We start from the raw sequence: 19,782 nt of genomic DNA on the forward strand, positions 1-19,782 counted from the left end.
CGCCATCTGGAGAAGGGAGCCAGCATGACCATCACCCTCGAAAGAGCCGAGGAGATCGTCGCCGCCTGGAGGGCGGGCGAGGAGGACAGCCCGGTAGGCCCGATGCTGCCCGGCACGTACGTCGAGTCCGAGATCACCATGACCGGGCCGGGTTACTCCGGCAGGTGCGGGACCGCCTGCTCGGGTTCCTACACCCGTTACTGCTGCTGAGCGGGGACGGGAGCACATGGCCGGTGAGTTCGACCCTCCGCTGGACCCGCTGATCGGACCGATCCTGGCCGACCTGGAGACCGGGCTGGGGTCGCTCACCGGCCTCACCCCGGCCGAGCGACGCGCCATCCTGGCGGGCGCCGCGACCTCCGTCGAGGAGGACGTCCGCCGCAAGATCACCAGGGTGCTGGTGCTGGAGCTGAACGCCGCCCGGCTGTCCGGGCGTCTGACGGCCGCCGACCCCGCCGCTCGATGGGAGGAATGGAAGCAAAGTGTGGCGGAACCGGCATTCTGGTCCGGCTTGGCGGTGCCGTACCCCAGCATGACGGCCAGGCTCGCGACGGTGATCCGCCACCGGTGCGAGGCCGCCTACCGTTTCGCCGAACGCTACGCCGCGGACCGCGCGGCGCTGGCCACCCTCCCGGGAGCACCTTCAGGTGCGCTCGAACGCGTCGAGTTCGGCGCGGGAGACAGCCACCGGGGCGGGCAGACCGTCGTCGCGGTGCACGGCGAGGACGGCCGGGTGGTCTACAAACCGCGCTCGCTGGCGGTGGACGCGGCGCTCGCCGAGCTGCTCACGCACCTCGGCGTCTCCACGATGCGGGTGCCCGCGGTGGTGATCGGGCAAGGGTACGGCTGGGCCGAGCACATCGAGCACCGCTACTGCGCCGACACGGCGGAGCTGCGGGCCTTCTACCGCGGCATGGGCCACTGGCTGGCGCTCATGCGCCTGCTCGGCGGCAGCGACCTGCACTCCGAGAACCTCATCGCCGCAGGGCCCCACCCCGTGGTCGTCGACTGCGAGAGCCTGTTCACCCCGCACGCCAGGGCACGTCCCTCGGGGTACGGCCAGGCCGTCGACCTGGCGGTGCAACTGGTGGACACCTCGGTCATGCGCACCGGGCTGCTCCCCGGGCGAGGGGTGGCGCTGGGCTGGCGCGGTGTGGACATGTCGGCGGCAGGCGCGCTGCCCGGCCAGCAACCGGAGGTCGAACTGCCGGTGGTGCTCGGCGCGGGCACCGACAGCCCCCGGATGGGCACCGAGCGGGTGAAGCTGCCCCCGTCGGCCAACCATCCCAGCCCGGAGCCGGTGCTCGGCAGCTACTGGGACTCGATCATCGCCGGATTCGACGAGCTCGACGAGCGGCTGACCGAACTGGACCGGTCGGGCAAGCTCGAGCCGCTGCTGGCGGGCTTCGCCGACTGCCCGGTCCGCGCGGTGCTGCGCTCCACCGAGTCCTACGCCGAGCTGGGCCGCATGCTCTGGCACCCCGCCGCGCTGCACGACGAGGCGCCCGCCCGCGCGAAGGCCGCCGCGTTGCTGGCCAAGATGTCGGAGAACGTGCCCGGCGCTCCCGGCGACGCCGCCATCATCGCCGCCGAGGTCGACGAGCTGTGCCACGGCGACATCCCGATGTTCGACACCACCCCGCGCGTCGGCGTGCTCAACGGCCCGGCGGGCACCAGGTGCGGCCCGGAGCTCGACCTGGTCGCCGACGCCGTGACCCGCTGGCGGGGGCGCGACCACGGCCTGGACCGCAGGGTGGCGCAGGCGGCGCTGGTCAGCGCCTACCTCAACGAGGGCTGGATGCCGGAGGACATGGGGCTCTCGCCCGGCGTCATCCGCACCGAACGCCTGGCCCCCCGGCGGCGGCAGGTCGCGGTCGGCATCATGCGCGGCGTGCTCGACCACGCCGTGCGCGGCGCGGACGGCACGGTCACCTGGATCACCCCGGTGCTCAACCCCACCGGCTGGGCCGTACAACCGCTGTCCGCCGACCTGTACAACGGAGCCCACGGCGTGGCGATCCTGCTGACCTCCTACATCCGGGAGGCCGCCGAAGGCAGGGCCGAGCCGGTCGAGGAGCTGCCCGGCCTCCTGGAGGCGGTCCTGCGCACGATCCGCATCACGGAGGATCGCGACGCCGCCAAGCGGCAGGAGGACATACGGCTGCGGCCGGAGCCTCCCGGCGCCTACCTCGGCATCGCCTCGCAGGTGTGGGGCTGGCTGCTGCTGCGGAGACTCGGCGCGGCCGGAGAGGAGGCGCTGGTACGCGCTCGCGCGCTGGCGGAGCTGCTGCCCGAGTCGATCGAGGCCGACGACAGCTACGACCTCCTCTCCGGGATGGCGGGAGCGATCGTCCCGCTGCTGCGGCTGGGCGAGCAGACCGGCGAACCCCGATGGGCGGAACTGGCCCACGCGATCGGACACCGCCTGGAGACCCTGGCCGAGCGCCGTCCCGGCGGCCTGTGCTGGCCCAGCGCGCGCTTCCCCCAGGGCCTCGGTGGGCTGGCCCACGGCGCCACCGGCATCGGCTGGGCCCTGTCCCGGCTGGGCGCGCACGAACAGGCAGAGGCCGCCTTCGCCTACGAGGACACCCTCTACGACCCCGATCAGCGCGGCTGGGTGGACCTGCGCGGCGACGGGTTCACCGCCGCCGCGTGGTGCCACGGCGCGGGCGGCGTCGGCATCGTCGCCGCCGACCAGCTCGCCCGCGGGGGCGGCGCCCTGTGGCGTGACAGGCTGGCGCGGGCCGCAGCCTCCTGCTGGGCCGACGGCACCGGCTGGAACCACACGCTCTGCCACGGCGATCTCGGCTCATGGGAGGTGATCGAGCACGCGCGGGCGGCAGGCGTCGCTCCGGTGGAACGCGCGCGGCTTGACGCCCACATCCTGGGCAGCCTGGAGACCAACGGCCCGATCAGCGGCCTGGCCAGGGACGCCTTCGCACCGGGGCTGCTGCCCGGCCTGGGCGGGGTGGCCTACCAGCTGCTGCGCATGCACCCGGACTGCGCGCTGCCTTCCGTCCTGCTGCCGGACCTGGAGTGAGCGACATGGAGGAGGAACTCGCCACTCCGTACTGGCACCTGGACCGGCCGGACGGGCCTCGGCGCACCCTGCGGCGGCTGCCGGCGATCACCGCGCCCGTGCTGCGGCTCATCTGGCAATGCGGGCGCCGGCCCGCGCTGACGATCCTCGTCCTGCAGGTCGCCTCGGGTGTCGCGACAGCCAGCGGGCTGCTGGCGACCGCGGCCGTGCTGGACGAACTGCTGGCCGCGGGAGCGGCGCCCGATCGGCTCGTGGCGGCGATACCCAGCCTGATCCTGGTCGCCTCGATCGTGGCGCTGCGCGGGGCGGCCGAGGCGGCGGTGGAGCTGGCCAGGGCGCGGCTGGAGCCCGCGCTGCGCCGGGCGGCGGAGGAACGGCTGTTCGCCGCCGCGCTCGGCGTGCAGCTGTCCGACTTCGACGACGTGGACTTCTTCGACGGCCTGCACCGGGCGCGCGACCGCGGGCTGTTCCATCTCGAGCGCGCGCTGGGCAACACCGTCGACCTGCTCGGCGCCACCTGCGGGGTGGCGGCGGCCGCCGCGGGGCTGGCCGTGCTGCACCCGCTGCTGGTGCCGCTGCTCGTGGTCAGCGTGGTCCCGGAGGCGTGGGCGGTGCTGAAGGCCGCGCGGTACGGCTACGCGGGCATGCGGGGCATGGTCACGCTGAACCGGCGGGTGGACCTGCTCGCCGATCTGGCCACCGAGCGCGAACCGGCGGCCGAGCTGCGGGCCTGCCAGGCTCAGCCGTACCTGCTTGCCGAGTACCGCCAGGTGGCGGACGTGCTGAAGCAGACCGAGACGCGGGTCGGGGTGTCGATGGCGCGGGTCAGGGCCGCGGGGCGTGCCGCGGGCGGTCTCGCCATGGCCGCGGTGCTGGCCGTACTCGGGCTGATGCTACATTCGGGCTGGATCGCGCTGGCGGCCGCGGGCACCGCGGTGATCGCGGTCAGGGTGGCGGCCGCGGCGCTGAGGCAGCTCGCCCAGGCCGCCAACCAGCTGTTCGAGCAGTTCATGTACGTCTCCGACTACCACGACTTCCTCGCCGACGCCGAGGCTCGGCGACTGCCTTCCGGCGGTACGGCGGCGCCGCGCTCACCCGAACGCATCACGCTGCACAGCGTCGGCTTCACCTACCCCGGCAGCCCGCGCCCCGCGCTGCGGGACATCGATCTGACCATCCACGCGGGCCAGACGATCGCGCTGGTCGGCGAGAACGGTTCGGGCAAGACCACGCTGGCCAGGGTGCTGGCCGGGCTCTACCGGCCCACGACGGGCACCCTGCGGTGGGACGGGGTCGACAGCTCCGAACTGGACCCGGACACCCTGGCCGACCGGGTGGTCCTGGTGCCGCAGCAGCCGGTCCGCTGGCCGCACGACGCCAGGACCAACGTCCGCCTGGGCCGCCACGACCGCCCCGACCCGGGAGATCTGGCCCTGCACGAGGCCGCCTCGCTGGCCGCGGCCGACGACGTGGTGGCCGGTCTTCCCGCCGGGTGGCAGACCCTGCTGTCCAAGCAGTTCAGGGGCGGTCACGAGCTGTCGGCGGGCCAGTGGCAACGCCTGGCCGTGGCCCGCGGGCTGTTCCGCGACGGCCCGCTGCTCATCTGGGACGAGCCGACGGCGCCGCTGGACGCCAAGGCCGAGTACGCGGTCTACGAGACGCTCCGCAAGATCGCGGGCGAGCGGACCGTCCTGCTGATCACGCATCGGCTGACGAGCGTACGGCACGCCGACCGCATCTACCTGCTGCACCGTGGGCGCGTCGTCGAGGAGGGCACGCACGAGGAGCTGCTGGCGCTGCACGGGCGCTACGCCGAGCTGTACGCGCTGCAGACAGGGAAGGCGGCGCGCAGATGAGGCTGATCCACCCCGGCGAGCCCGGCTACCAGACCAGGCGCAAGGCGTTCCTCGGCACGCTCACCGAGGAGCTCCCTGCCCTGGTGGCCTGCTGCGCCTCGGAAACGGACGTGCTCAGCGTCCTGGAACTCGCCCGCGCCCGCGGTCTGCCGTTCGTCCTGCGCGGCGGCGGCCACAGCTTCGCCGAGCACTCCTCCACGACCGGCCTGCTGGTCGACCTCGGCGCGATGAAGACGATCGACGTCGGCGTGGAAAGCGTGCGGGTGGGCCCCGGCGTCCAGATCGGCGAGCTGGCCCGCCGCCTGGCCGAGCACGGGCGCACGGTGCCCTGCGGCTGGTGCCCCACCGTCGGCGTCGTCGGGGCCGTGCTCGGCGGCGGCTACGGCGTGCTCAGCCGCCTGTACGGGTTGGGCGCCGACCACGTGCTGGCGGCACGCGTCATCCTGGCCAACGGGCGGAGCGTCGAAGCGCAGGACGACCTCCTCTGGGCGCTGCGCGGAGCCGGCGCAGGCAACTTCGGCGTGGTCACCGAGCTGACGCTGCGCACCAGGCCCATCGTGCCGATCACCGCCGTCCAGGCGATCTGCGAGTACGGCCGGGCCGCCGACCTCGTCGACGCCTGGCAGCACTGGGCCCCGGAGGCGCCGGACGAGGTCAACCTGGAGATCGCCGTCATCTGCGGCGACGAGCCCGAGGAGCCGCCCTACGCCGTGCTCTTCGGCGTCGTCGCGGGCCCGGAGGAGTGGGCGGCCAAGCTGGTCGCCGATCTCGCGCCGCTGGACCAGGTCAGCCTCACCCGCCTGGAAGGCGCCGCGGCCGCCTGCCACCACGCCTACGCCGACGACGGGGGGAGCGCCGTCACGGACCTCCCGTACGGCGAGCGGCCGGGACTCCGCCTGAACAAATCCGCCTTCTTCGACGGCCACCTGCCCCGGGCGGCCATCGAGGACCTCCTGGAACGGCTGGCCGCCGACCGCGTCCGCGGAGAGATCCGTGACCTGGAGTTCGTGCCCTGGGCGGGCGCGATCGCCCGCCACTCCCCCGGCGCGAGCGCCTTCGTCCACCGCGCCCCGCGCTTCCTGCTCAAGCAGTCCGTCCAGGTGGGGTTCCGCGCCACCGACGACCGCAGGCGGGACGCGCACGCGTGGCTGCGCCGGTCGTGGGCGCGGCTGTCGCCCTGGTCCTCCGGCGCCGTCTATCCCAACTATCCGGATGCCGACCTGGAGGACTGGGCTCGGGCCTACTACGGGAGCAATCTGCCACGGCTGCGCGAGGTGAAGGCCGCCTACGACCCCGACGGCCTGTTCACGTTCACCCAGTCCCTGCGCCCGTAGTATCGTTTGACGACCTATCGTCTGGCGTAGTAGAGGGGGCCGTCATGGCGCGACGCTCGGATCCGTTGGGGTGGGGGAATCCGCCGTTGCTGATCCTGGGGAGCCTCGCGGAGGGCCCGAAGCACGGCTACGCGATCGTCAAGGACGTCCAGGAGCAGGCGGGCATCACGCTGGGGCCAGGGACGCTGTATGCCGCGCTGTCCAGGCTGGAGGAGCAGGGGCTGGTGGAGGCGCTGCCCGGGGAGGAGCGGCGCCGGCCGTACCGGATCACCGCGGCGGGGGCGTCGGCGCTTTCCGAGCGGCTGACCGAGATGTCGCGCTTCGCCACCACCGGCCTGAGCCGCCTGTCGGCGGGCGTGGCGCGATGAGCGGCCCGGCCGTGCGGGTCGCGCTGGCCTGCTACCCGCCGTGGTTCCGCGAGCGTTACGGAGATGAGCTCGAGGCGCTGGTCGAGGACACGGGCGGCGGCCCCGGGGTGATGCTGGACCTGGCGGTGGGCGCCACGCGGGCCTGGCTGAGACCCGCGCTGGGCGATCAGGGGCGCCGCGCGCAGGCGACGCTGGCCACGACGTGGGTGGCCTGGTGTGCCGGGGTGTCGTCGGTGCCGGTGCTCGACCGGCTCCTGCTGGATCCGCCGGCGCCGGGCACTCCCGACACGGTGCGTGCGCTGGTCTCGGCGGCCTGGTGGCTGGTGCTGGCGGGATGCGCCGTGGCCGGCGCGGCGGCGTTGCTGATGACGTTGCGGGTGCTGGTGCCGGCGCGCGATCGGCGCCTGGTGGTGCCGCTGCTGCCCGGGGGTGTCCTGGCAGGTGTCGAGGTCGTGGGCGCCCTGCTGCTCGCGCGGCCGCACCAGCTGTCGGCGGGTTTCCTGGCCGGGGTGCTGGCGTGGACGGCCGGGCTGGCCGCCACGGTGCTCGCGGTCGCGGCCGGGCCGGTGGTCACGTTGCGGCGGGCCCGGCCGTCCGTCGCGGTGATGCGGCCGCCGGTGCTGCTGGCCGCGGCCGTGACGGTCCTGCTCTGCGCGGTCGCGGTGGTGAACGGCGTCGCGGCGGCGATGGCCGGCCGTACCCCGGTGACGCTGGCGGGCGTCGCGGTCGGCGCGGTGGCGGCGCTGTGCTCGTCGATCAGTGTCACGCGGACACTTCGCCACTATTACGTTTGACGGTATATCGTTTCGCGTACTAGCGTGCGGCGCGTGACCTTCACCAGAGCCCTGCGGTGGTGCATGGCGTCCGCGTCGGCCTTCACCGTGCTGATCCTGCTGACCACCCAGTCACGCGCCGTGCGTGTCTTCAGCCCGTGGCAGGACGATCCCTACGATGTCGTGATCTCCGCCACCGAACTGCTCGTTCCGGCCTTGGCGCTGGCGATCGCGATCCGCGCCCGGGTACGGCCCGCGTCCGGTGACCTGCTGCGCGGCGCGTGGGCGGTGCTGGTGGCCGTGGTGGCGACGGCGGTGACGTGCTGGGCGTCGGTCGCCGCGGGCGCGCACGCCGACGTGCGGGGGTGGCAGCAGCACCTGATGATCGCCGGGCTGGCCGTCGTCACAATGTCCGCTGTGCCGCTCGCCGTGTCCCTGCGCCGGGCCGGTCCCGCCACCAGGGGCGACACCGACTGGGTCGAGGACCTCCTCGCCGCCGCGGCACGCCTGCGGGTTCCCACCGGCTGGGCGCGCCGGGTCGCCGGCGTCCTGCGCGGGCACCGGATCGTGGCGACCGTCCTGCTCACGACCACCGTGTCCGGCTGGCTGGCGCTGGCCGAGGCGATGGGCGACGGCCTGGGCCCGCGACCCGTGCAGGCCGCCGCCTTCCGCGTCGTCGTCGGCGCCGTCCTGCTGACGGCGGTGCTCGTCCCGCTCAACGCCTATCTCGGGCTGCTGCGCTCGTCCCGGCCGCGCCGCCGCGTGCCGGTGCTCATGGCGGCGCTGTACGGCGCGGCCGCGAGCGTTCCCGTCACCCTCGCCTTCCGTGAAGGGATCGGTTACCTGCTGGACTACCAGCTCGGCACGCTGGGCGACATCACCAGGCTCGTCGCGTCACTGGCGGCCGTCGTCTTCCTGGTGACCCTCCTGGTGCAGGCCTTCAGAACTCGCAGGCGCCGGGTTTCCCGGATCCTGGTGGGGCTGCCGCTGGCGCTCGTCCTGCTGGTCGTCGGTTATCTGGGCGTGGTGACCGTACGGCGGGTGCTGCCGCAGGAACTACCCGCGCCGACCGGGGCGTACGGGGTCGGGCGCATGTTCCAGGAATGGACCGACCCCGGCCGCACCGACCCGCTCGCGCCGAGTCCCGGGCGGCCGCGCGAGCTGTCGGTGTGGATCTGGTACCCGGCCCCGCGGGACGCGGGCGGGCCGCGCGCCCCTTACACGCCGGGCGAGTGGGGGCGGCAGCACATCCCGACGCCGCTGCCGGGCCTGGGCGAGGGCAGCTTCGCGGCGGTGCGCACCCACGCGGTCGACGGCGCCGCCGTCGCGCAGGGCAGGTTCCCGCTGGTCGTACTCGCGCCCGGGCTGGGGCTCGACGCGCCGGTGTTCAGCACCCTGGCGCAGGAGCTGGCCGGCCACGGCTACGTCGTGGCGAGCCTGACCCCGACTTACAGCGCCAACGTCACGGTGCTGCACGGGCACGCGGTCGCCAGCACGCCGGCCGGCAAACCCGAGGCGTGGGACGACAAGACCGCCGACGGGCTGCTCGGCGTCTGGACGGCCGACGCCCGCTTCGTCGCGGCCCGCGCCGCCCGGCTCGACCGGGAATCACGGCTGGCCGGGCACGTCGACGCCGGCCATCCGCTCTACGTCGGGCACTCCTTCGGCGGCGCCACCGCCTTCCAGGCCTGCCATGACGACCCGTCCTGCGCGGGCGCGGTCGACCTGGACGGAGCTCTGCACGGCGACGTCGTCCGCACCGGGCTGCGGGCTCCCGCCCTGATCCTCGGCGGCGACGACTCGTGCGTCACCGGCACCTGCCGGGCAGCCGACGCGGAGAACCAGGGCATCCGCCGGCAGACCCTGCGCCTGCTGGCCGCCGGGGCGGGTCCCATCTGGCGCTACGAGATCGCCGGCACCGGCCATTTCGACTTCACCGACTACGCGGTCATCTACCTGGCGGCGCCGATCCGCGCCCTGTTCCCGCTGGGGTCCATCGACGGAGCCCGTGGCCTGCGCATCCAGAACGCCTACGTCACCCAGTTCGCCGACCAGGCGGTCCGCCACCTCCCCTCCCGGCTGCTGTCCGGCGACCACCCCTACCCCGAGGTGCGCGCGCTCCCTACGCGGTGACCGGGTCGCGCAGGATGGGGCACGTCATGCAGTGCCCGCCGCCACGGCCCTTGCCCAGTTCGAAGCCCTCGATCTCGACGACGTCGACGCCGTGCTCGCGCAGCTTGCGGTTGGTGAACTCGTTCTTGTCGTAGCCGACGACCACGCCAGGCTCCAGGGCGACGAAGTTGCTGCCCGAGTCCCACTGCTCGCGGGCCTGCTGGTAGTCGTCGCCGCCCGTGGGGATGATCTCGAGCCTGTCGATGCCGAGCGCGTCGGCGAACGCGGTGGCCAGGTTCTTGTCCCGGTGGACCTCGAGGGTGCCCTCCTTGTCGCCGGGCCGCAGCGACCAGACCGCCGCGTTGTCGACCACGGGCGGGTAGCCGGTGGCCTTGTCCACGTCCAGCAGCGTGAACACCGTGTCGAGGTGCATGTAGGAGCGGCTGGGCGGGATGTCCACGGCCAGCACCCGGGTGGCGGCCTGCTTGGCGAACAGCGCCCGGGCGACCTCCTCGATCATGCGCGCGGTGGTGCGCTCGCTGACGCCGATGGCGACGGCGCCGTTGCCGATCGGCATCATGTCGCCGCCTTCCATGGAGGCCTGCCCGAAGTCCTCCTCGTCGAAGCGGCCGTCGTCGCCCATGGGCGGGTACCAGTACTCGAGATCCTCGCGGGCGAACATCGGGTGGTGGTGGTAGACGATGCTCTGGTTGATCGTCTCCAGCCGCCTGGCGTGGAAGAACAGCGGGTTGAGCGTGAGCCCGCCGTACAGCCAGGCGACCGGGTCGCGCTGGTAGAGCGAGTTGGGCAGCGGCTGCAGCAGGTAGGTGCCCGACCCCGCCATGACAGCGACCAGCGACCGCTCGTCGATGCCCTCGCGGGCCTGGCGCGCCTCGTCCAGGTACTCGCCGACCGTGAGGCCGCCGATCAGGTACGTGGCCAGCTTCTCGCCCGGCCAGGACGCGAGCTCCTCGCGCACCTCGTCGACGAGGGCGGGCCCCACCGACAGGTGGGTGACCATGCGCTCGACGGCGTGCCATTTGGCCGCCTGGCCGGTGTCGAGGGCCTCGGCCAGCAGCCGCTGGTGGTAGAAGACCTCGATGCCGTGTTCGCGCATCATCGCCACGAACGCGTCGTGCTCGATCTGGGCCCGTCGTACCCACAGGACGTCGTCGTAGAGCAGTTCGTCCTTGTTCGCTGGGGTCAGTCGCTTCAGGCTCAGATCGGGCCGATGCACGATCACCTTGCGCAGCCGCCCGACCTCGGAATGCACGCCGTAGTTCATCCCTTGTCCCCTGGTAAAAGCGAAACCATCACCTTCGAACACGTCTGCCCGGTTTCGCCCCAGGCAACAGTCACTTCGGGGCAAGCGTTGGGTTATGAGGCTTCCAGCGCGTGGCGGGTGTCCTCGGCGACCAGGTCGGCGTTGATCTGCGCCGCCGCGATCACGCCCGCCGCCGCGCTGCCGCCGACCTGCGCCACCAGATCGGTCACGTTGCCCGCGACCCACACGCCGGGGACGTCCGTACGGCCGGCCGCATCGGCGGCGATGTGCTCCCCCACCCCCATCGGATGCTCGACCGGATGCAGCCCGAGCGAGGCCAGGAAGCCCGCGCGGGCGACCATCCGCGACGCCACCGCCAGGACCTGGCGGCCGACCACGGTGCCGTCGCTCAGCCTTACCCCGGCGAGGTGACCGTCGGCGATCTCCAGTGCCGCCACCTCGCCGGTCACCACCCGGATCCCCCGCGCCGCCAGCTGCTCGGCCTGCTCGCCCGCCGGCGCGGGCATCGTGTGGGTGAAGTACGTGACATCGGCGCTCAACTGCCGGAACAGCAACGCCTGGTGCACCGACAGCGGGCCACTGGCCAGCACGCCGATGGCCCGGTCGCGCACCTCCCACCCGTGGCAGTACGGGCAGTGGACCACGTCCCCGCCCCACAGGTCGCGCAGTCCCGGGATGTCCGGCAGCTCGTCGACCAGCCCGGCGGCCACCAGCAGGCGGCGCGCGCCGATCGTCCGGCCGTCGGCCAGCGCGACCTCGAACCCGTCGCCGTCACGGGTCACGCCGGCGACCTCGCCGGTCACCACGTGGCCGCCGTAGCCGCGGACCTCGGCGCGGCCCCGCTCCAGCAGCTCGCCAGGCCGGATCCCGTCGTGTCCCAGCAGCGCGTGCACACCGGAGGCCGGGGCGTTGCGCGGGGATCCCGCGTCGATCACCACCACCGAGCGGCGCGACCTGGCCAGCACCAGCGCCCCGCTCAACCCCGCGGCGCCGCCGCCCGCCACCACCACGTCATAGCTGTCACTCAGCTGATCGGTCATCTCGACCACCTCCGCGACAACCATGCGGGCCTGCTCGCCGTACGGGCAAACTCTCTTGCCGATACGGCAAGCCTCACGCCAGGGCGAGCCCGGCGGCGCGGCCGGAGAAGATGCAGCCGCCCAGGAAGGTCCCCTCGAGGGCGTTGTAGCCGTGGACGCCTCCGCCGCCGAAGCCCGCGACCTCACCCGCCGCGTACAGGCCGGGCATCGGGGTGCCGTCGGGGCGCAGGACCTGGGAGTCGAGGTTGGTCTGCAGGCCTCCCAGCGTCTTGCGCGTCAGGATGTTGAGGCGCACGGCGATCAGCGGCCCGTGGGCCGGGTCGAGGATCCGGTGCGGCTTGGCGACGCGGACCAGCCTGTCCCCCACGTACCTGCGGGCGTTGTTGACCGCCATGAGCTGCAGGTCCTTGGAGTAGCCGTTGATGACCTCCCCATCGCGGGCCAGGATCTGCCGCTCGAGCGCGGCGGGGTCGAGCTGCGGCCCGCGCGAGATCTTGTTCATCCCGGCCACGAGACTCCGCAGGTCGCCGGCGACGACGAAGTCGACGCCGTGCCGCTTGAAGGCCTCGACGGGTCCCGGCGCGCCCTTGGCGCGGCGGCTGGCCAGGGCGAGCTTGAGGTCCTTGCCGGTGATGTCCGGGTTCTGCTCCGAGCCCGAGAGCGCGAACTCCTTCTCGATGATCGTCTGCGTCAGCACGAACCAGGAGTAGTCATAGCCGGTGCTCAGGATCGCCTTCATCGTGGCGTTGGTGTCGAAGCCGGGGAAATTGGGCGCGGGCAGCCGCCGCCCGGTCGCGTCGAACCACAGCGACGACGGGCCGGGGATGATCCGGATGGCGTGATCGGGCCAGATGGGATCCCAGTTGTGGATGCCCTCGGTGTAGTGCCACATGCGGTCGCGGTTGACCACGTTGCCGCCCGCGCGCTCGGTGATCTCCAGCATGCGCCCGTCGACGTGCGCGGGCACGCCGGAGATCATCGTCTCGGGGCACGGGCCGAGCCGCTCGACCGGCCAGCTGCGGCGGATGAGTTCGTGGTTGTGCCCGACGCCGCCCGACGTCACGATCACCGCTCCCGCGCGCAGCTCGAACGCGCCGGCCTCGCCGCGCGGCGAGGCCTTGCCCCGCTCCAGGTCGGTCGGCTCCAGTACGGTGCCCCGCACGCCGACCACGGCGCCGTCCTCCACGAGCAGCTCGTCGACCTGGTGGCGGAAGCGGAAGGTGACCAGCCCGCGGCGCTCGCCCGCCAGCACCGGCTCGGCGAAGACGCGGACGACCTCCGGCCCGGTGCCCCAGGTCAGGTGGAAGCGCGGCACGGAGTTGCCGTGGCCGTCGGCCATGTTGCCGCCGCGCTCTGCCCAGCCCACCACGGGCGTCAGCCGCAGGCCCAGCTCGTGCAGGTAGGAGCGCTTCCTGGTGGCGGCGAACTCGACGTAGGCACGCGCCCACCGCCGCGCCCACAGGTCCTCCTCCCTGTCGAAGCCCGCGGAGCCCATCCAGTCCTGCACCGCCAGGGCCAAGGAGTCCTTGATACCGAGGCGGCGCTGCTCGGGGGTGTCGACCATGAACAGCCCGCCGAGCGACCAGAACGCCTGCCCGCCCAGGTTCGCGCGGTTCTCCTGCTCGACGATCAGGACCCTGCGCCCGGCCTTGACCAGCTCGTAGGTGGCCACGAGCCCGGCCAGACCGGCGCCGACCACGATCACATCCGCTTGTTCGCTCACGTACCAGGTGTACCAGGAGTTCTGCTGATCGAGGGTTCCCGGAGCGCGGCTGTACGGGCTGGGAGCGGGCCGTCTCGTTCAGTCGGCCCGGGCGGCGTGGATCGCGGTGAAGGCCAGCAGGGGTACGGCGGCCCGCGGCGGGTCCTCGAGGATGGGTGAGTGTCCGAGCCCGGGCAGCATCTCGACTTTCGCGCCCGGAACGGTGCGGTAGTCGGCGGCGGATGAGGATCGCCATCTGCGGTCGTCCTCGCCGAAGATCACCAGTAGCGGCTTGCCGAGGGCCGCCAGCCGATCCGGCAGCGCCCGCTGCCGCAGGTAAGCCGCGGTGGCCTGCATCGTCGCGGTGAGCGTGTGGTAGGTCATGGCGCGCACCTCGTCCAGGAGCTCCGGTGGGATCCGGTAGCCCGCGCGGCTGAAACCGGTGCTCGCGAACTGGCGGAGCTGCTCGTCGGTCGGGGGCCATTGCGAGGGGTCGATCGCGGCGGACTCCGGTGCGATGAAGGCGTCCAGGCTGGGTCCGGTGTTGACGAGTACGAGGGCGGTCACCAGATCGGGTCGCTGTTCGGCGAGGGCGGTGGCGGCCGCGCCGCCGCTGGAATGGCCGACCACGATGGCGTGCTCGACGCCGAGCCGGTCCAGCGCCGTGCCGACCCGGCGTGCCTGGTCCGGGAGCGCGTAGCTACGGTCGGCCGGTTTGGCCGACCGGCCGTGCCCGAGCAGGTCGATCCGGATGACGCGATGGAATCCGGTCAGCAGCGGAACCAGCGAGTCCCACGAGCGGGTCGAGGACGCGGAGCCGTGGATGAGCAGGAGTGCGGGGGCGTCGCGGGGGCCGTCCTGGCACACGTAGAGGTCGCCGTCGTCCAGAGGCAGCGTCGGCGTACCGCCGTCAGAAACAGTCATGAGCCCACCGTCGCCGCCGGACCGCGTCAGCGTCTTGGACGAATGTTCCCCTCAGCCGGCTTGCGTAGCATGGGGCCGTGCGGACGTTCGTGCACGGCGCGGCTGTGTGGCAGGTCGCATGCCCGCAGCGGCCCAGCCGGGTGGCCGGGATCACCATGGCCGGATTCCGCGTCCGTGACCTGGACGCGCTCCGGATGGTTCCGCACCCGGCCGTGACGCTGCTGCTGGAGTTCGGCACCGGTTCGCCCGTCATGGACCATGCCGGACGGCAACAGCGGGGAAGCGTCGTCGCCGGGCCCGGCGTCGGGTCGGGAGGCGCGGTCTGGGCGCGGGGGCAGAACGTCGAGTGCGTGCAGGTGCGCCTGTCCCCGGTGATCGCCCGCGCGGTTCTGGGCGCCTCCCCCGCCGACCTCGACGGCGCCGTGGTGGCCCTGGACGACCTGTGGGGCCGGGAGGCGTCACGCATCCGTGAGCGACTGGGCGAGGTCTCCTCCTGGGATGGTCGCTTCGCGTTGACCGACGCGCTGCTCGCCCGCCGGCATGAGGCGGGGGCGCCGGTGGACCCGGAGGTGGCCTGGGCCTGGGACCGGATCGCCGGAGGCCGCGGCCTGGTCCGCATCGACGGGCTGGCGGCCGAGGTCGGATGGAGCCGCAAGCGCCTGTGGTCCCGGTTCCGGTCGCAGCTCGGCCTGCCGCCCAAGCGCGCCGCGAAGCTGGTCCGCTTCGACCATGCCGCCCACCGCCTGGTCGCGGGCGAAGGCGCGGCCAGGGTCGCGGTGGAGGGCGGCTACGCCGACCAGTCCCACCTGCATCGGGACGTCATGGCGTTCACCGGGGTGACCCCGGCGAGCGTGGCCGGTGAGCCGTTCCTGGCGGTTGACGACATCGCGTGGCCCAGCGCGTAACCCCGGCCCAAGATCTGAAGTCACCTTCTCCGTGCCGGTGCCTGCGCGGAAATTGCAAACAGTTCTTCGCGAAGAAGTGTTTGCGAAGAAGTGTTGGTGGTTTATGTTCGGGACATGACGGATTCCCCTGAGAGCGTGGTCGTCCTCGACGCCGTCGGGTTGCGGGCGCTGGCCCACCCGGTGCGGGTGCAGTTGGTGGACCTGCTGCGCAAGCATGGCCCGTCCACCGCCACCCGGCTGGCCGAGCGGCTGGGGGTGAACTCGGGCACGGCCAGCTACCACCTGCGCAGGCTCGGCGCGGCGGGCTTCGTCGCAGAGGACACCGAGCGCGGCAACGCCCGCGAGCGCTGGTGGCGCTCGGTCCACCAGGGCACCCGGCTCACCGACGACGAGCTGTCCGAGCGGGAGCCTGAGGCGGTGCTGGCCTACATGCAGTCGATCGCGGCCCTGTACAACGTGCGCACGCAGCGGGCGCTGAACGAGCTGCAGACCATGCCGAAACAGTGGCGGCGCGTGCTCGACCTCAGCTCCTTCGCGCTGCGTCTCACGCCCGAGGAAGGCCTGCTGCTGCGCGAGGAGCTGGGCGAGGTCGTGGCGCGCTATCGGCGCGACGTGCCGGGCGAGGCGGCCCCCGAAGGCGCGGTACGGGTCTCGCTGATCACGCAGGTCCTGCCCGAGCCAACGACGGACTCGTGATGGCGGCGTTACGTCCGATGGCCGGGGTGCTCGCGGCCATGGCGGTGGCGCTGACCGGGACGCGGGTGTCGGCCATCGCGCTGCCCTGGTTCGTGCTGACGACCACGGGGAGCGCGGTGCAGACCGGGCTGGTGGCCTTCGCCGAGATGGCCCCGTACGTGCTGGTCAAAGCGCTGGCCGGGCCGCTGGTCGACCGGGTGGGGCCGCGCAGGATCTCGTGGACGGCCGACGTGAGCAGCGCCACGGCGGCCGCTGCCGTGGTCACGCTGCACGCGCTCGGCCTGCTGTCGCCAGGCGCGCTGATCGCCCTGGTCGCGGTGATCGGCGCGGCACGCGGACCGGGAGACCTGGCCAAGGAGATCATGGTCCCGGAGGCGGCCGAACGCGGGCGGATGCCGCTCGAGCGGGCCACGGGGCTGATGGGCGTGACCGAGCGGCTGGCCCAGACGGCGGGGCCCGCGGCGGGCGGCGCGGCGGTGGCGTTGCTCGGTCCACTGACGGCCCTGAGCATCAGCGCCTCCTGCTTCGCGCTCGGGTCCGTGGTCGTGGCGTGGGCGCTGCCGCGCGGCATGGGACGCCAGGCGCCGGGTCAGGGCGAGGACGAGGGGTACTGGCGGCGCTTCGGCCACGGTCTGGCGTTCCTGCGCGGCGACCGGTTGCTGCTCACCGTGGTCATCATGATCGGCGTCACGAACCTGCTGGATGCGGCTTTCAGTCAGGTGCTCGCGCCGGTGTGGGCCAAGGAGTCCGGCCACGGTCCCGCCGTGCAGGGGCTCAACAGCAGCGTGATGGGGCTGGCCGCGGTCGGCGGCAGCCTGGTCGCGGCGATGGTGGCGCACCGGATGCGGCGCCGGCCGGTGTTCTTCGTGGCCTTCCTGCTGGCCGGGGCGCCGAGGTTCATCGTCCTGGCGGTGGATTCGCCGGTGTGGGCGATGGTGGCGGTGTTCGCGATCAGCGGCTTCAGCTCCGGGTTCCTCAATCCGATCCTGGGAGCGGTCTCCTACGAGCGGGTTCCGCAGCAGCTCTTCGGCCGGGTGAACGCGCTGAAGGACGCGTTGGCCTGGGCAGGGATCCCGTTGGGCGGGCTGCTGGGCGGAGCGGCGGTGACGGCTGCGGGATTGTCGCCGGTGCTGCTGGGCTGCGGGGCCGCCTACGCCCTCACCACGAATCTGGCCGGGCTGCGGCCGGAATGGCGGGAGATGGACCGGCTGCGGGGCCGGCGCGCGCACGCCACGGCACCCGCGGATTGAGCTGCTTCAGCCATAGTTGTGATGTGCGTCACAGTACGGGGAGCTGGTGGCAGGATGGGGCGCGCGGCTCCGACGTCTCTGGCGAGAAGGAGGTTGAGCATGAAATACATGATCTTGCTCTACGCGTCGCAGCAGGACTACGACTCCATGACGGGCAAGGGCACCCCGGACAACCCGGCGTGGACCGCCGCGGACTTCGAGGCCATGGGCGCCTACATGGAGAAGTGGAACAAGGAGATCGCCGACTCCGGCGAGTTCGTCGACGCCCGCGGCCTGGCCGAGCCCGTGCACACGCGCCGCGTCCAGCTCGAGAACGGCGTGCCCGTCGTGACCGACGGCCCCTATCCCGAGACCGCCGAGGTGCTGGCGGGCTACACGATCGTCGAGTGCGACAGCTTCGACCGCGCCACCGAGATCGCCGCCCGCCTGGCCGCGTGCCCCGCGCCGGAGCACGCCCGCGGCAGGGCCAAGGCCGACGTCCGCCCCATCGTCGACAGCCGCACCGACCTCGAGGTCTAGTTCCCTTGCTCGACAGCGCCGTCGAGGGTCTGCTGCGCGAACTGGCGCCGCAGGTCCTCGGCGCGCTCGTGCGCCGCTACGGGCACTTCGACCTCGCCGAGGACGCCGTCCAGGAGGCCCTGATCGCGGCCGCCGCCCAGTGGCCGGGCGACGGCCTGCCGGACAACCCGCGCGCCTGGCTGATCACGGTGGCCTCGCGGCGGCTGACAGACCTGCTGCGCAGCGAGCAGGCCCGCCGGCGGCGCGAGGACCAGGTCGCCACGTGGACGCTGTCCGAGGACTGGCTGGCCCCGGCCGCCGACAGGGCGCCGCGCGAGTCGGACGACACGCTGATCCTGCTGTTCATGTGCTGCCACCCGGCGCTGTCACCGGCGCACCAGATCGCGCTCACCCTGCGCACGGTGGGCGGCCTGACCACCGCCGAGATCGCCCGCGCGTTCCTGGTGCCCGAGACGACGATGGGCCGGCGCATCAGCCGGGCCAAGCAGCGCATCAAGGCCAGTGGCGTCCCGTTCCGCCTGCCTGCCGAGCCCGAGCGCGCCGAGCGCCTGGCCGCCGTGCTCCACGTGCTCTACCTGATCTTCACCGAGGGCTACGCGAGCACCGCCGGCAGCCACCTCATCCGGGTGGAGCTGTCGGCCGAGGCGATCCGGCTGGCCCGCCTGCTGCGCCGGCTGCTGCCGCGCGACGGCGAGGTGTCCGGGCTGCTCGCGCTCATGCTGCTCACCGACGCCCGCGCCCCCGCCAGGGTCGGGCCCGACGGCGCGCTGATCCCGCTGGCGGAGCAGGACCGCGGCCTGTGGAAGCGCGATTACGTCACCGAGGGCGTGGCCCTGATCACCGAGGCCCTCCCGCGCGGCGCCACCGGCCCCTACCAGTTGCAGGCGGCCATCGCCGCCGTCCACGACGAGGCGGGCCGCGCCGAGGACACCGACTGGCCGCAGATCGCCGCCCTGTACGAGGTCCTGGTCCAGGTGTCGGACAACCCGATGGCCGCGCTCAACCACGCCGTCGCCGTGGCGATGGCCCAGGGTGCTCCGGCCGGGCTCGAACTGCTGGCCCGGCTGGAGTCCGACGCCCGCATCGCCGGGCACCACCGCCTGCTCGCCGTCCGCGCCCACCTGCTCGAGATGGCCGGGGACACCTCCGCCGCCCTGGCCGCCTACCGTGCCGCGGCCCAGCGCACCAGCAGCCTGCCCGAGCAGCGCTACCTCAACGGGCGGGCGGCGCGACTCGAGACCTGACTTTCGTCAAAGGGGCCACCGTCACCCGGCTCGGGCGAGTACGGCAGGCATCGGCTAACCCGGATCAGGCGCCGCGCAGCCGCGCAGGATGTACTCGATGACGTCGTCGAGGCCGGCTTCGACCTGATCGGCGGGGAGCGTGCCGTGCACGACGAGGCTCGCGTAACCGTGCAGCGTGGTGAAGGCCGGCATGCCGACGCGCTCGACCTGCCCCTGCCGGACCTCGCCCCGGCGCTGGCCCTCGGCGATCAATTCCATGGCCGAAGCCGCCATCCGGTGCGAGGCGTTGACGAGCGCTTCGGAGGCGGCGGGGTCGTGCTTGATGGAGTACATGAGGTCGAGCAGTTCGGCGTTGCCGATGGCGAAGGCCACGTAGGTGCGGGCCATGGCGGCGATGCGGTCGGTGAACGACTCGCCGGCGCCCTCCTGCGACTCCGACAGCTCCCGATGCAGGCGCTCGAAGCCGGCCAGGGCCAGCGCGTCAAGCAGCGCCTGCTTGTCCTTGAAGTGCCGGCTCGGCGCGGCGTGGCTGACGCCGATGTCACGGGCCAACTCCCGCAGAGACAGCGCCGCCGGACCCTTCTCGCGCAGGGTCTGCTCGGCCCGGGTCAGCAGCGCGGTGCGCAGGTCTCCGTGGTGGTAGCGACGAGTCTGCATGGGGGCCAGCCTAGCGCCAATGTGACCATCGCCAACATTGTAGGCGTTGACAACAATGTAGGCGTCGCCTACTTTGG

General features: G+C 73.0%; 17 protein-coding genes. 12 read left to right on the forward strand and 5 right to left on the reverse strand.

The window, feature by feature from the left end; translation table 11 throughout:
• The first annotated feature begins 24 nt into the window (after positions 1-24).
• Genes KIK09_RS35575 through KIK09_RS35605 form a run of 7 tightly spaced genes read left to right on the forward strand, consistent with a single transcriptional unit; the run spans position 25 to position 9,504 of the window.
• Positions 25-210, forward strand: a complete 186-nt coding sequence (locus KIK09_RS35575; RefSeq protein WP_214323832.1) for a DUF6229 family protein — start codon at positions 25-27, stop codon at positions 208-210.
• 16 nt (positions 211-226) lie between these two features.
• A complete protein-coding gene (locus tag KIK09_RS35580; protein WP_214323833.1) occupies positions 227-3,040 on the forward strand; it encodes a type 2 lanthipeptide synthetase LanM family protein in 2,814 nt (937 codons plus the stop codon).
• 5 nt (positions 3,041-3,045) lie between these two features.
• Positions 3,046-4,896, forward strand: coding sequence for an ABC transporter ATP-binding protein (locus tag KIK09_RS35585; protein WP_214323834.1), 1,851 nt, complete (start codon positions 3,046-3,048; stop codon positions 4,894-4,896).
• Positions 4,893-6,230, forward strand: a complete 1,338-nt coding sequence (locus tag KIK09_RS35590) for an FAD-binding oxidoreductase (protein WP_214323835.1) — start codon at positions 4,893-4,895, stop codon at positions 6,228-6,230. Before KIK09_RS35585 ends, KIK09_RS35590 begins: the two co-directional genes overlap by 4 nt.
• 44 nt (positions 6,231-6,274) lie before the next feature.
• Positions 6,275-6,598, forward strand: coding sequence for a PadR family transcriptional regulator (locus KIK09_RS35595; protein WP_214323836.1), 324 nt, complete (start codon positions 6,275-6,277; stop codon positions 6,596-6,598).
• Positions 6,595-7,392 (forward strand): hypothetical protein, encoded by a 798-nt coding sequence (locus tag KIK09_RS35600; protein ID WP_214323837.1) that lies wholly within the window; start codon positions 6,595-6,597, stop codon positions 7,390-7,392. Before KIK09_RS35595 ends, KIK09_RS35600 begins: the two co-directional genes overlap by 4 nt.
• A gap of 33 nt (positions 7,393-7,425) precedes the next feature.
• Positions 7,426-9,504 carry an alpha/beta hydrolase gene (locus KIK09_RS35605; RefSeq protein ID WP_214323838.1) on the forward strand — a complete coding sequence of 693 codons (2,079 nt, stop codon included), beginning with the start codon at positions 7,426-7,428 and terminating at the stop codon, positions 9,502-9,504.
• Here KIK09_RS35605 and KIK09_RS35610 read toward each other — a convergent pair.
• From KIK09_RS35610 to KIK09_RS35625, 4 genes are all read right to left on the reverse strand, one after another.
• The gene (locus tag KIK09_RS35610; protein ID WP_214323839.1) at positions 9,494-10,768 is read right to left on the reverse strand and encodes an arginine deiminase; all 1,275 of its coding nucleotides are present in this window, start codon (positions 10,766-10,768) and stop codon (positions 9,494-9,496) included. The two genes, KIK09_RS35605 and KIK09_RS35610, sit on opposite strands and share 11 nt — an antisense overlap.
• A 92-nt stretch (positions 10,769-10,860) precedes the next feature.
• Complete coding sequence (locus tag KIK09_RS35615; RefSeq protein WP_214323840.1) at positions 10,861-11,808, reverse strand: NAD(P)/FAD-dependent oxidoreductase; 948 nt, start codon at positions 11,806-11,808, stop codon at positions 10,861-10,863.
• Between the two features lie 73 nt (positions 11,809-11,881).
• Positions 11,882-13,531 (reverse strand): FAD-binding dehydrogenase, encoded by a 1,650-nt coding sequence (locus KIK09_RS35620; RefSeq protein WP_214323841.1) that lies wholly within the window; start codon positions 13,529-13,531, stop codon positions 11,882-11,884.
• A gap of 78 nt (positions 13,532-13,609) precedes the next feature.
• Positions 13,610-14,434, reverse strand: a complete 825-nt coding sequence (locus KIK09_RS35625) for an alpha/beta hydrolase (RefSeq protein WP_214323842.1) — start codon at positions 14,432-14,434, stop codon at positions 13,610-13,612.
• A 77-nt stretch (positions 14,435-14,511) separates the two neighbouring features.
• Between KIK09_RS35625 and KIK09_RS35630 the strand changes: the two genes are divergently transcribed.
• The 5 genes from KIK09_RS35630 (at position 14,512) to KIK09_RS35650 (ending at position 19,048) form a co-directional block, all read left to right on the forward strand.
• Entirely contained in the window at positions 14,512-15,339 is an 828-nt protein-coding gene (locus KIK09_RS35630; RefSeq protein ID WP_308164487.1) for an AraC family transcriptional regulator, read from the forward strand.
• A gap of 114 nt (positions 15,340-15,453) precedes the next feature.
• Positions 15,454-16,035 carry an ArsR/SmtB family transcription factor gene (locus KIK09_RS35635; protein WP_214323843.1) on the forward strand — a complete coding sequence of 194 codons (582 nt, stop codon included), beginning with the start codon at positions 15,454-15,456 and terminating at the stop codon, positions 16,033-16,035.
• Positions 16,035-17,285 (forward strand): MFS transporter, encoded by a 1,251-nt coding sequence (locus tag KIK09_RS35640; RefSeq protein WP_214323844.1) that lies wholly within the window; start codon positions 16,035-16,037, stop codon positions 17,283-17,285. Before KIK09_RS35635 ends, KIK09_RS35640 begins: the two co-directional genes overlap by 1 nt.
• A gap of 99 nt (positions 17,286-17,384) precedes the next feature.
• Positions 17,385-17,804, forward strand: a complete 420-nt coding sequence (locus KIK09_RS35645) for a YciI family protein (protein ID WP_214323845.1) — start codon at positions 17,385-17,387, stop codon at positions 17,802-17,804.
• A 5-nt stretch (positions 17,805-17,809) separates the two neighbouring features.
• Entirely contained in the window at positions 17,810-19,048 is a 1,239-nt protein-coding gene (locus tag KIK09_RS35650; protein ID WP_214323846.1) for an RNA polymerase sigma factor, read from the forward strand.
• Between the two features lie 54 nt (positions 19,049-19,102).
• Here the strand turns inward: KIK09_RS35650 and KIK09_RS35655 are convergent, their stop codons facing one another.
• Positions 19,103-19,705: a TetR/AcrR family transcriptional regulator gene (locus KIK09_RS35655; RefSeq protein WP_214323847.1), complete on the reverse strand. Its 603-nt coding sequence runs from the start codon at positions 19,703-19,705 to the stop codon at positions 19,103-19,105.
• Positions 19,706-19,782 lie beyond the last annotated feature (77 nt).

It is taken from the genome of Nonomuraea sediminis (genome assembly GCF_018531495.1).
Classification (GTDB): Bacteria; Actinomycetota; Actinomycetes; order Streptosporangiales; family Streptosporangiaceae; genus Nonomuraea; species Nonomuraea sediminis.